Consider the following 12,231-nt stretch of genomic DNA (forward strand, 5'->3'; position numbering starts at 1 on the left):
GAGCGGCGGTGCGGCGATCCGACTTGCTCGCGAAAGCGGTGGGTCAGGCAAATCATTGGCAACTGACGTACCGCTTTCGCGAGCAAGCTCGCTCCCACAGTGAATCGGCGGGGTACGCCGATTTTGTGTTCAGTCGCAGCCTCTGTGGGAGCGAGCTTGCTCGCGATTGGATATCAGCCGCGCCACAAGACCCGGCTCAGAACCACTCATCCCGCATCCCCAGACACGTATCATCCCGCGCCTCAAGAATTGCCAGTTCATGTTGGCAACCCGGCACTTCCCAAGTCAGGAAGTACCGCGCCGCTTGCAGTTTGCCTTGATAGAAGTCGACATCCGCCGCGTTCCCCTTGGCCAAGCCATCCTCGGCACGAATCGCCTGTTCCAGCCAGCGCCAGCCGATCACCATGTGCCCGAACACCTTCAAGTACAGCGCCGAATTGGCGAGGCTGCTGTTGACCTTGCCTTGGGCCAGGTCGGTCAGCAGGCCGAGGGTGACTGTTTGCAGGCGTGCCACCAAGGCTTCCAACGGCTGACGCAAGGGCGTTAACGATTCGTACGCTTGGGCGCGCTCGGTGGTGTCGGCCACCAGCCGAATCAGTTGCTTGAGCCCGGCGCCGCCGTTCTGCGCCAGTTTGCGTCCCAGCAAGTCCAGGGACTGGATGCCGTGGGTGCCCTCATGGATCGGGTTCAGGCGGTTGTCGCGGTAATACTGCTCCACCGGGTATTCGCGGGTGTAGCCATGGCCGCCGAGGATCTGGATCGCCAGTTCGTTGGCCTTCAGGCAGAACTCCGACGGCCATGACTTGACGATCGGCGTGAGCAGGTCGAGCAATTCATGGGCGCGCCGGCGCTCGGCTTCGCTTTCCAGCGTGGTGGTGTCGTCGAACAGCCGGGCCGCGTACAGGCCGAGGTCGAACGAACCTTCCACATACGCCTTTTGCGTCAGCAACATGCGGCGCACGTCGGCGTGCTGGATGATCGGCACCGGCGCGGTGGTCGGGTCCTTGCTGTCGGGCACCCGGCCCTGCGGGCGTTCGCGGGCGTACTCAAGGGAATATAAATAGCCGGCGTAACCCAGCATCACCGCGCCCATGCCGACGCCAATCCGCGCCTCATTCATCATCTGGAACATGTAGCTCAAGCCGTGGTGCGGCTTTCCTACGAGGTAACCGACACATTCGCCGTTGTCGCCAAAATTCAGCGCGGTAGAGGTGGTGCCGCGCCAACCCATCTTGTGAAACAGCCCGGCCAAGAGCACGTCGTTACGCAGCCCGAGGCTGCCGTCGTCGTTGACCAGGAACTTGGGCACGATAAACAGCGAGATGCCCTTCACGCCGGGTGGCGCATCGGGCAGTTTCGCCAAGACCATGTGGACGATGTTTTCCGATAGCGGATGGTCGCCGCCGGAGATAAAAATCTTGTTGCCCTTGAGCCGATAGGTGCCGTCGGACGCCGGCTCTGCGCGTGTACGAATATCCGACAGCGATGAGCCCGCGTGAGGTTCGGTCAGGGCCATGGTGCCGAAGAAGCGACCGTCGATCATCGGCTGCAGGAAGCGTTGTTTCTGCTCCTCGCTGCCGAAGCTTTCGATCAGGTTCGCGGCGCCCATGGTCAGGAACGGATAAGACGTCGAAGCGGCGTTGGCCGCCTGGAAATGCGCAAAGCAAGCCTGGGACAACAACGTCGGCAATTGCATGCCGCCGGCCTCGAAGCTGCGCGCGGCATTGAGGAAACCTGCCTCGAGGAAAGCATCCACGGCCGGCTTCACTTCCGGAATCAGGATGGCCTGGCCGTTTTCATAGCGCGGTTCGTTTTCGTCGTTCTTGCGGTTGTGGGGTGCGAAGTATTTTTCGGCGATGCTGCGCGCCGTGCCGATGGCCGCGTCGAAGGTTTCGCGGTTGTGCTCGGCAAACCGTTCGCGCTGGGTCAGGCCCTCGGCATCAAGGACTTCATACAGCTCGAAAGCCAGATTGCGGGAACTGAGCAGCGTCTCGGACATGGCGGCCTACCTTTTCTTGGAATGGGCCGAGTCTAGGTCTGGGAATGGAGGCTGAACAGGATGATTGATGCTAGTGATGCAGAGGTGCGGGCGACACTAATCCCAAGTGGGAGCGAGCTTGCTCGCGATAGCGGTGTACCAGTCCAACATTCCTGACTGACCCACCGCTATCGCGAGCAAGCTCGCTCCCACAGGGGATTCGGTTACCAGGCACCTATTGCAGGTGCCTGGCTTACAGCGTTTAGCCGATGGTCATCAGGCTGGCGTTACCACCCGCCGCAGCAGTGTTGACGCTCAGCGCGCGTTCGATCACCAGGCGCTCCAACGCGATGTTGGTTTCACCTTGAGACAAGCCATGCACCCCGACGATCGCCCCGGCGCGCTTGGCGACCTGCTGGCAGACACCGCGCAGTTGATCCGAATCGCCGTGATGCAGGACTGCGTCGAACAGCACGTCGTCCTTGGTCCAATCGGCAACACGCTGGATGCGCGCCTGGATGTCCTTCGGCAAGCGTGCGAACACGGCCTTGCTGGTATCGGTTTCCGGCCATACGGCCGAGCCGCCCACGGCCAGGACGGCCGCCAGTTGCGTGAGCAGGTCGCCTTCCACGTCCGCCAGGCACAGCACATGCTCGCGCGGTAGGATGGCGTAGCTGTTGCGTTCGCCGGTCGGACCGGTGAGCTGACGGGTGATGCCGCTTTGCGACTGCGCGGCGAACTGCACGCACAGGGCGCTCAGTTCGGCGAGTTTCTGGCTGTCGGCCCAGGTTTGCAGGGCGGTCAGCGGCTTGCTCATGGCGTCGCGCAAACGCAGGTCCGGCGCGGCCAAAGCATCGCCACGGACGAAGGATTGCTGGATCGCATCGGTAGGACGGGTCGACAGCAGGCGGTACAGGTACAGCGGACCGCCGGCCTTCGGACCGGTGCCCGACAGGCCTTCGCCACCGAACGGCTGCACACCGACCACGGCGCCGACGATGTTGCGGTTCACGTAGACGTTACCGGCATGCACATTGTCGATGACCTTGGCGATGGTCTCGTCGATGCGAGTGTGCACGCCCAGGGTCAAGCCGTAGCCGGAGGCGTTGATCTGATTGATCAACTGATCCAGCTCCTTGCGCTTGTAGCGAACCACGTGCAGCACCGGGCCGAAGATCTCGCGTTGCAGCTCATCGAAGCTTTCCAGCTCGATCAGCGTCGGCATCACGAAGGTGCCGCGCTTGCATTCGTCGCTGTCGGCAATCGCCATCTGGTACACGGTGCGACCTTTGTCGCGCATGGCCTGGATGTGTTTCTCGATGCCGGCCTTGGCCTCGGCATCGATTACCGGGCCGATGTCTACGGACAGGCGCTCCGGGTTGCCGAGGCGCGATTCGGCCATGGCGCCCTTGAGCATTTCGATGACGCGGTCGGCGGAATCTTCCTGCAGGCACAGCACGCGCAGGGCCGAGCAACGTTGGCCGGCGCTGTCGAAGGCCGAGGACACCACGTCGATGACCACTTGTTCGGTCAGGGCCGAGGAGTCGACGATCATGGCGTTCTGGCCGCCGGTCTCGGCGATCAGCGGGATAGGACGGCCCTGGTTGTCCAGGCGACCGGCGATGTTGCGTTGCAGCAGGCGAGCGACTTCGGTGGAGCCGGTGAACATCACGCCTTTGACGCGATCATCACCCACCAGGCGGGCACCGACGGTTTCGCCGCGGCCCGGCAGCAGTTGCAGGACGCCTTCCGGAATACCGGCTTCGAGCATCAGGCGCACAGCCTGGGCCGCGACCAATGGGGTCTGTTCGGCGGGCTTGGCCAGGACCGGGTTGCCGGCGGCCAGTGCGGCGGCGACTTGGCCGCTGAAAATTGCCAGCGGGAAGTTCCACGGGCTGATGCAGACCACCGGGCCCAGTGGGCGGTGGGCATCGTTTGTGAAATCGTTGCGGGCCTGCACCGCGTAGTAGCGCAGGAAGTCCACGGCTTCGCGCACTTCGGCAATGGCGTTGGCGAAGGTCTTGCCAGCCTCGCGGGCCAGCAGGCCCATCAGCGGCTGGATCTCGCCTTCCATCAGGTCGGCGGCACGCTCCAGGATCGCGGCACGTTCGGCCGGCGGCGTGGCCTGCCAGATCGGTGCGGCGTTGAGGGCGCACTGGATCGCGTTGTCCACGTCCTCGACCGTGGCTTCCTGCACATGGCCGACCACATCGCGGTGATCGGACGGGTTCAGCACCGCTGCCGGGGTTTCTTCGCTGGCGGCGCAACCGAGTATCGGCGCGGCTTTCCAGTCGTTATGGGCGGTGGCGAGCAGGGCGCAGGACAACGAGGCCAGGCGATGTTCGTTGGCCAGGTCGATGCCGCTGGAGTTGGCGCGTTCGCTGCCGTACAGGTCGCGCGGCAACGGGATGCGCGGATGCGGCAGGCCGAAGCCGCCTTCCAGTGTTGCCATCTGTTCGATGCTTGCCACCGGATCGGCCACCAGTTCCTGGATGGAAATCGACTGGTCGGCGATGCGGTTGACGAACGAGGTGTTGGCGCCATTTTCCAGCAGGCGACGCACCAGGTAGGCCAGCAGCGTTTCGTGGGTGCCGACCGGAGCGTACACGCGGCACGGACGGTTCAGCTTGCCCTCGGAAACCTTGCCTACAACCTGTTCGTACAGCGGTTCACCCATGCCGTGCAGGCACTGGAATTCGTACTGGCCCGGGTAATAGTTCTGACCAGCGATATGGTAGATGGCCGACAAAGTGTGGGCATTGTGCGTGGCGAATTGCGGGTAGATGACTTCCGGCACCGACAGCAACTTGCGGGCGCAGGCAATGTAGGAAACGTCGGTGTACACCTTGCGGGTATAGACCGGGTAGCCTTCCAGGCCTTCGACCTGGGCACGCTTGATCTCGCTGTCCCAGTACGCGCCTTTTACCAGGCGAATCATCAGGCGGTGACGGCTGCGACGAGCGAGGTCGATCACATAATCGATCACGTACGGGCAACGCTTCTGGTACGCCTGGATCACGAAGCCGATGCCGTTCCAGCCGGTCAGTTGCGGCTCGAAGCACAGGCGCTCCAGCAGGTCCAGGGACAGTTCGAGGCGGTCGGCCTCTTCGGCGTCGATGTTGAGGCCGATGTCGTATTGCTTGGCCAGCAGGGTCAGCGACAGCAGGCGCGGGTACAGCTCGTCCATCACACGTTCGTACTGGGCGCGGCTGTAGCGCGGGTGCAGGGCCGAGAGCTTGATGGAAATGCCCGGGCCTTCATAAATCCCACGGCCATGGGACGCCTTGCCGATCGAATGGATGGCTTGTTCGTACGAGGCCAGGTACTTCTGGGCGTCATGTTCGGTGAGCGCGGCTTCACCCAGCATGTCGTAGGAATAGCGGAAGCCCTTGGCTTCGAACTTGCTCGCGTTGGCCAGGGCCTCGGCGATGGTTTCGCCGGTGACGAACTGCTCGCCCATCAGGCGCATGGCCATGTCGACGCCCTTGCGGATCATCGGCTCGCCACTCTTGCCGATGATGCGGCTCAGGGAAGAGGTCAGGCCCGCTTCATTATGGGTGGCGACCAGCTTGCCGGTCAGCAGCAGGCCCCAGGTGGCGGCGTTGACGAACAGCGATGGGCTGTTACCCAAGTGCGGCTGCCAATTGCCGGTACTGATCTTGTCGCGAATCAGCGCATCGCGGGTGCCTTTGTCCGGAATGCGCAGCAGCGCCTCGGCCAGGCACATCAGGGCCACGCCTTCCTGGGACGACAGGGAAAATTCCTGCAGCAAGCCCTGAACAATACCGGCACGACCGCCGGCACTTTTCTGGTTACGCAGTTTTTCTGCAATGGAAGCCGCCAGCTTGTTGGTGGCTTCGGCCATCTCGGCCGGCAGGCGGGCCTGCTCGATCAGCATCGGCACCACTTCCGGCTCCGGGCGACGGTAAGCGGCGGTGATGGAAGCGCGCAAGACCGATTGCGGCAGGATGCTCTCGGCAAATTCGAGGAAGCATTGGTGAGCGTGGTCGACCTGCACGTCGCCAGCGTCATCGCTGTCGGCGCGAGGGGAACCGTTCAGCTCGGTCAGGGTTGCACCACCCTCGAGTTTTTCCAGGTAATTGAAAATCGCCTGTTTGATCAGCCAGTGCGGCGTGCGATCAATCGAGGTTGCGGCCGCCTTGAGGCGTTCGCGGGTCGGGTCGTCGAGTTTGACCCCAAGGGTGGTGGTAGCCATATTTTTATCCTCATGTTTGCCACGTACCGCGTGGCATCAGCTGGCGGCAAGATTAGCTGCGGGATGAATGAGGTGCAACCGGGTGCAACCGGTTTTTTGTTGAAATAATGAGCAGCTCATCAGGAAGCATAGGGCGCGACTCTATGCCTGCACTTGCTTGGTGCGTCTTGGTTTGAAAGGTGAAGCGTTTTTGCACCAAAAGAGAGCAAAACGCGACGTTTGTAAGGAGATTCCGACTGGGTGCAACTTATTTCAACGAAACTGGTTGCACCTAATTTGATTTGTTGAATAGCATTCGCGGCCAAGGTGCAACCGGCTCGGGTCGGGGTGCATCGGCTGATGGCTTTCCTGGGGAAACATCAGTCATAAATTCGCGGGTCCACAAAACGTCAGTACAACGTTCGCGTTGTCGGCGCTTTCAACTGCCACCGCACCATAAAAACAAAGCCAGGGCGTAACTCATGAGTGTTAGCAATCCTACCCTGATCACCTTCGTGATCTATATCGCAGCGATGGTCCTGATCGGCCTGATGGCTTATCGCTCCACCAACAACCTTTCCGATTACATCCTCGGCGGTCGCAGCCTTGGCAGTGTCGTGACGGCGCTTTCTGCCGGCGCTTCCGACATGAGCGGCTGGTTGTTGATGGGTTTGCCTGGCGCAATCTACATGTCCGGCCTGTCGGAAAGTTGGATCGCCATCGGCCTGATCATCGGTGCCTACTTGAACTGGCTGTTCGTCGCCGGTCGCCTGCGGGTCCAGACCGAGCACAACGGTGATGCGCTGACGCTGCCGGACTATTTCTCCAGCCGTTTTGAAGATACCAGCGGCTTGCTGCGGATTATCTCTGCGGTGGTGATCCTGGTGTTCTTCACCATCTATTGCGCGTCCGGCATCGTCGCCGGTGCCCGCTTGTTCGAAAGCACCTTCGGCATGTCCTACGAGACCGCGCTGTGGGCCGGTGCCGCCGCGACCATCGCCTACACCTTCATCGGTGGTTTCCTGGCCGTGAGCTGGACGGATACCGTACAAGCCACGCTGATGATCTTTGCCTTGATCCTCACGCCGATCATCGTGCTGCTGGCCACTGGCGGCGTCGATACCACGTTCCTGGCCATCGAAGCGAAAGATCCGACTTCGTTCGACATGCTGAAAAACACCACCTTCATCGGCATCATCTCGCTGATGGGCTGGGGCCTGGGCTACTTCGGCCAACCGCACATCCTGGCGCGCTTCATGGCGGCAGACTCGGTCAAGTCGATCGCCAAGGCGCGTCGCATCTCCATGGCCTGGATGATCCTGTGCCTGGGCGGCACCGTGGCCGTCGGCTTCTTCGGTATCGCGTATTTCTCGGCGCATCCTGAACTGGCCGGTCCTGTGACCGAAAACCCTGAGCGCGTGTTCATCGAACTGGCGAAAATCCTGTTCAACCCATGGGTTGCCGGCGTGCTGCTGTCCGCCATCCTGGCTGCCGTCATGAGCACCCTGAGCTGCCAGTTGCTGGTGTGCTCCAGCGCACTGACCGAAGACTTCTACAAGACCTTCTTGCGCAAGAGTGCATCCCAGGTGGAGCTGGTGTGGGTCGGCCGCGCCATGGTGCTGTTGGTGGCGCTGATCGCCATCGCCCTGGCCGCCAATCCGCAAAACCGCGTACTGGGCCTGGTGAGCTACGCCTGGGCTGGTTTCGGTGCGGCCTTCGGTCCGGTGGTCCTGATCTCCGTGATCTGGAAGAACATGACGCGCAACGGTGCCCTGGCCGGTATTCTGGTCGGTGCAATCACCGTCGTCGTCTGGAAGCATTTCGAGCTGCTGGGCCTGTACGAAATTATCCCGGGCTTTATCTTCGCCAGCCTGGCCATCTATTTCGTCAGCAAGATGGGCACGCCTACCACCGGCATGCTGCAGCGCTTCGAAGCGGCCGAGAAAGATTTCCGCTTGAATCAGTAAGGCTCTTGGCGAGCCTGTAATGGTTCGCCCAAGGCACTGAAAAACGGCCCGTCTCCATTGGAAACGGGCCGTTTTTTATGGCTGACGGTCCGAGGTATCGGGTTGGTTGAGAAAGATCAGCACGCCCAACAGCGCCATGTAGAACCTGAACGCAGCATCCTGGCCATTCCAGGTCTCGGATTGCCACATCAGGAACCACTCGCCGCCGACGACCATGAAGCCGAAAAACCAGACGAAGAATCCCACCGTGAGCCCGACGACGGCGCACCCCTTGGCTTGATTGAAAGCCAGGCCATCCGCCCTGCGTGCCCGCCAGAGTTTCAGCGCGCCGTAGGCCAGCAACACCGTGGTCATCGCTTCGCCGAGGATGATCAGCCAATAAGCACCGTGCCACATCCAGGGCTCGTCGATGGTGCGATACCGGGCGGCATTGTCGGGAAAGGTGGTGTCCATGCTCAGCACATGCTGGACGAAATTGAAGTTGGAGCTGTAGTCCGTGACATTGTTGAACACAGTCAGGAAGGCGAAAGCGGCAAGTGCCAGGATCATTGCGATTTTCGTGTAGCGGATTGTCATGGGGTGCGTCCTTGGCTTTTTACGACGGAGGGACGTTATCACGGCTTTGCGCGATACAAGGCCCGCTGTCTTGTAAGAAGCCGCTGATTCTTTCGTAAGAAGACTTTAGGCAGGCGTGTCTATCAGAAATTGCAACGCGCTCCGCAGCTTTTAGCCTCTTGGATGTAGGGGAAATCTGTTTTTCATGACATCCGGTCAACTCGCTCAATGAGTCATGCACAATCGCCCGCCTTTATTTCGCAGAGGCACATCGGATGTTCGCGCCTGCCAACCTACCGCGTTTCACGCTGACGCTCGACAGCGGGCCAAACGACCTCAAGGTGCTTGAGTTCAAAGGCAAGGAAGCCATCAGCCAGCCTTACTGCTTCGAGTTGGAGCTGGTCAGCGAGCGGCCTGACCTGCCGCTGGAGGAACTGCTTCATCGCCAGGCTTTCCTGGGCTTCGATGACCGGGGCGGTGGCATTCACGGCCAGGTCTATGCTGTGGCCCAAGGCGACTCGGGCAAGCGGCTGACCCGCTATCAAATCACGCTGGTGCCTCGCCTGGCGTACTTGCGTCATCGCATCAACCAACGGATTTTCCAGCACCTGAGCGTGCCGGATATCGTGGCCCTCGTTCTGAAGGACCACGGCATCCTGGCCGATGCCTTCCAGTTCAGCCTTGGCGGACAATATCCCGAGCGTGAATATTGCGTGCAGTACGGCGAAAGCGACCTGGTTTTCATTGAGCGTCTTTGCGCCGAAGTCGGCATTCATTACCACTTCCGCCACAGCCCTGACGGCCATCTGCTGGTGTTCGGTGATGACCAGACGGTGTTCTCGCGCTTGCCCGAATCCACGTTGTATCTGCCTGGCAGTGGCATGGCCGCCGTCGAGCCGGCCATCAAGCGCTTGGCGGTGCGGCTCCAGACCGGCACCACGGCCGTGACATTGCGCGGCTATGACTTTCGCAAGCCTGGCCTGCTATTGCAGGCCAATTTCGACAGCCAGAGACTTCCGACGCTGGAAAACTATCACTACCCAGGTCAGTTCACCGACCGCGACGATGGCAAGCATTCGGTCCGGCGGACCCTCGAACGGCATGGCGCCGACGGGCACCTGGCAGAGGGCGACTGCGATGACAGCGCTTTTGTCAGCGGGCATTTCATGCGCATCAAAGAGCACCCGCGCACGCAATGGAACGACCTGTGGTTGCTGACGCAGGTCGATCACCATGGTCGACAACCGCAAGTGCTGGAAGAAACCGCCTCCGCCGGCCGGGATGAGTTCCAAGGCTACCGCAACGCCTTCCTCGCAACGCCGTGGGAGGTTTTCTTTCGTCCGCCGTTGCAGCACAAGAAGCCGTCCGTCAACGGTTTCCAGCCGGCGGTGGTGACGGGACCGGTGGACAGCGAGATCCATTGCGATGAGTTCGGGCGGGTCAAGGTGCAACTGGTCTGGGACCGTGACGGCGAGCGCGACGAGCATTCCAGTTGTTGGCTACGCGTGGCGACCGGTTGGGCGCACGATCGCTATGGCAGTGTGATGATCCCTCGGGTAGGGATGGAGGTCCTTGTCGGGTTCATGGACGGCGACGTCGACAAACCGTTGGTGGTGGGCTGCTTGCCAAACGGTGCCAACCCGGTGCCCCTCGACCTGCCGGCGGACAAGACTCGCAGTATCCTGCGCAGCCAGAGCAGCCCCGGCGGCGGTGGCTACAACGAATTGCGCATCGAAGACCGCAAGGGCGCCGAGGAAATCTACCTGCGGGCGCAGCGCAACTGGACCCAGCATGTGCTGCATGACCAGCGTGTGCAGGTCGATCATGAGCGCAGCATCGTTGTCAGTGGTTTGTCCCGGCACGAACTCAAGGGCGGCGAGCAGCGCACCACTGAAGGTCGACGCCAGGTTGAAGTTCGCCAGGACGATCACCTGATGGTGACCGGCGATCGGCACATCCGCGTCGCCAACCAGGCCCTCAACGCCGCCGGGGGATTCAGTGTCAGCGCTGGTCAGCAAGTCGTGCTGGAGGCGGGTGCCAGCGCGACCGTCCAGGCCGGCGGGCACTGGATCAACATCGGCCCGGGCGGAATCTTCAGCAGCGTGCCGATCCAGGTCGGCGGAGCGCCGATGGTCGCAACGAGCGCCGACCCCGTTGCGCCGGGTGCCCTGGAAAAACTCGCCGCGGCCCCAGCCCCGCGCCTCTCTCACGCCCAGATCCAAAGCTTGAAAAGCCCCGCACCGTTCTGCGAGGAGTGCGAGTGCTGCAAGGATGGCGCCTGCGACCTGTCGCCGCCCGGTGGGCAGTCCAAGCGCCAGGCCCCAGCGCCGGACTCGGCAAAAAGCGTAGAACCGGGTTTCCACATCGTCGAACGGGCCATGCCCCGCTCGGAACTGGAGCGGTGGTTGTTCATGGAGTCAGGTGTCTCGCTCCCGTCCAACTTCAACCGCTTGAATCCGCAACAAAGGGTCCACCTCGGTGGGCATCGGCGCAGCCATGTTCGGCCAGCACCTGGGCAGCTTGAAAAGCAACATGGTGGAGCTGGAACAACTGCACCAGCGCACCTTTGACAAACACGGGAAGTTGCAAGGCGCCGACTTCTTCGCCGAACGCAAACGCCTGATGGGCCAAATCGACAACAGCCTCGGGCCGTTGGTGCGCAAGGGCACGGGCATTCCCAGCCATCCAAAGCTCAAGAGTGCGCTGGGGATTTCCAATCGCAGCCTGGTGCATCACTGGAGCAAGGCTGGGGTGGCGGGTGGGATTCCGGGGTATGCAACGCATATCGAGGGGGTGAGTCGGGCCAGTAAGTACATCAAGGCTGGGGGGTGGATTGGAATTGGGTTGGGGGCGGCGGCTTGGGGGTTGAAGGTGAAGGAGACGTGTCGGGTGGGCAGTGCGGAGGAATGTGAGCGGGTTAAGTTTACTGAGGCTGGGAAGTTTAGTGGTGCGCTTGGGGGTGGCGCTGTAGGCACTCTAGGTGGAGCCGGCGTTTGTGTTGCTATTGGGGCCGGCTCGCTTGGATGGGGAGGAGTTATTTGTGCCATCGTTGTTGGATCGTCAACATTAGTGGGCGGAGAAATAGGGGCGATGGCAGGAGAAGGAATTGGCGAAATAATATACGAGGCTAATAAGTAATGGCTCTTTGGGTTGATGCTTATAAGGTTGCACTCGTTTTGGTGGGTTTTATTATTCTGTTTGTTGCAGGTGTCTATTTTTATTTGGCTGCATTTCGACTGGCTGTTTTTATGTGTTTTTTTAAGCGGTCTAAAGCGATTAGTTCCATGCGCTGGCTTTTGGGGACGTTCTGGGGGGGCTTTTTAATACTGGCTATTATGTCTGCAATGGTTACGTTTCCGAGCGGACAGATAAAAAAGGGACTGTTAGACCAACAAGATTTCAATGAGTTGCCCAGAAAAATTGTTTGGCTGTTTAGGGGGGGTACGTTGGGTGCAATTTTCCTGTTGGGATTGATGTATCTATTAGTTGAGGTCGGGAAAAATATGGGTTGGATATTAAAGCCATAAACGTCCGCT

General features: G+C 60.8%; 7 protein-coding genes. 4 read left to right on the forward strand and 3 right to left on the reverse strand.

Going from position 1 to position 12,231, the window contains the following annotated elements; all coding sequences use genetic code 11:
• Positions 1-196: 196 nt before the first annotated feature.
• Positions 197-1,999: an acyl-CoA dehydrogenase gene (locus KSS97_RS03440; protein WP_217861094.1), complete on the reverse strand. Its 1,803-nt coding sequence runs from the start codon at positions 1,997-1,999 to the stop codon at positions 197-199.
• Positions 2,000-2,240: 241 nt separating this feature from the next.
• A complete protein-coding gene (gene putA, locus KSS97_RS03445; protein WP_217861095.1) occupies positions 2,241-6,194 on the reverse strand; it encodes a trifunctional transcriptional regulator/proline dehydrogenase/L-glutamate gamma-semialdehyde dehydrogenase in 3,954 nt (1,317 codons plus the stop codon).
• Between the two features lie 461 nt (positions 6,195-6,655).
• Here putA and putP point away from each other — a divergent pair, with 461 nt between their 5' ends.
• Entirely contained in the window at positions 6,656-8,140 is a 1,485-nt protein-coding gene (gene putP, locus KSS97_RS03450; RefSeq protein WP_217861096.1) for a sodium/proline symporter PutP, read from the forward strand.
• Between the two features lie 75 nt (positions 8,141-8,215).
• On the opposite strand, the gene KSS97_RS03455 is transcribed toward putP, so the two are convergent.
• Positions 8,216-8,716 carry a DUF2165 family protein gene (locus tag KSS97_RS03455; protein ID WP_030140930.1) on the reverse strand — a complete coding sequence of 167 codons (501 nt, stop codon included), beginning with the start codon at positions 8,714-8,716 and terminating at the stop codon, positions 8,216-8,218.
• A gap of 254 nt (positions 8,717-8,970) precedes the next feature.
• Between KSS97_RS03455 and KSS97_RS03460 the strand changes: the two genes are divergently transcribed.
• Genes KSS97_RS03460 through KSS97_RS03470 form a run of 3 tightly spaced genes read left to right on the forward strand, consistent with a single transcriptional unit; the run spans position 8,971 to position 12,222 of the window.
• Positions 8,971-11,265, forward strand: coding sequence for a type VI secretion system Vgr family protein (locus tag KSS97_RS03460; protein WP_225936085.1), 2,295 nt, complete (start codon positions 8,971-8,973; stop codon positions 11,263-11,265).
• The gene (locus KSS97_RS03465) at positions 11,192-11,833 is read left to right on the forward strand and encodes a hypothetical protein (RefSeq protein ID WP_217861097.1); all 642 of its coding nucleotides are present in this window, start codon (positions 11,192-11,194) and stop codon (positions 11,831-11,833) included. Before KSS97_RS03460 ends, KSS97_RS03465 begins: the two co-directional genes overlap by 74 nt.
• Positions 11,833-12,222, forward strand: a complete 390-nt coding sequence (locus KSS97_RS03470) for a hypothetical protein (RefSeq protein WP_030140928.1) — start codon at positions 11,833-11,835, stop codon at positions 12,220-12,222. The genes KSS97_RS03465 and KSS97_RS03470 overlap by 1 nt, the downstream gene beginning before the upstream one ends.
• The last annotated feature ends 9 nt before the right edge of the window (positions 12,223-12,231 follow it).

Source organism: Pseudomonas alvandae (assembly GCF_019141525.1).
In the GTDB taxonomy this organism is placed as follows: Bacteria; Pseudomonadota; Gammaproteobacteria; order Pseudomonadales; family Pseudomonadaceae; genus Aquipseudomonas; species Aquipseudomonas alvandae.

Bases quoted from the DNA above. Each gene is read 5' to 3' on its own strand.
- KSS97_RS03440 (WP_217861094.1), bottom strand. From the start codon at position 1,999: ATGTCCGAGACGCTGCTCAGTTCCCGCAATCTGGCTTTCGAGCTGTAT.
- putA (WP_217861095.1), bottom strand. From the start codon at position 6,194: ATGGCTACCACCACCCTTGGGGTCAAACTCGACGACCCGACCCGCGAA.
- putP (WP_217861096.1), top strand. From the start codon at position 6,656: ATGAGTGTTAGCAATCCTACCCTGATCACCTTCGTGATCTATATCGCA.
- KSS97_RS03455 (WP_030140930.1), bottom strand. From the start codon at position 8,716: ATGACAATCCGCTACACGAAAATCGCAATGATCCTGGCACTTGCCGCT.
- KSS97_RS03460 (WP_225936085.1), top strand. From the start codon at position 8,971: ATGTTCGCGCCTGCCAACCTACCGCGTTTCACGCTGACGCTCGACAGC.
- KSS97_RS03465 (WP_217861097.1), top strand. From the start codon at position 11,192: ATGTTCGGCCAGCACCTGGGCAGCTTGAAAAGCAACATGGTGGAGCTG.
- KSS97_RS03470 (WP_030140928.1), top strand. From the start codon at position 11,833: ATGGCTCTTTGGGTTGATGCTTATAAGGTTGCACTCGTTTTGGTGGGT.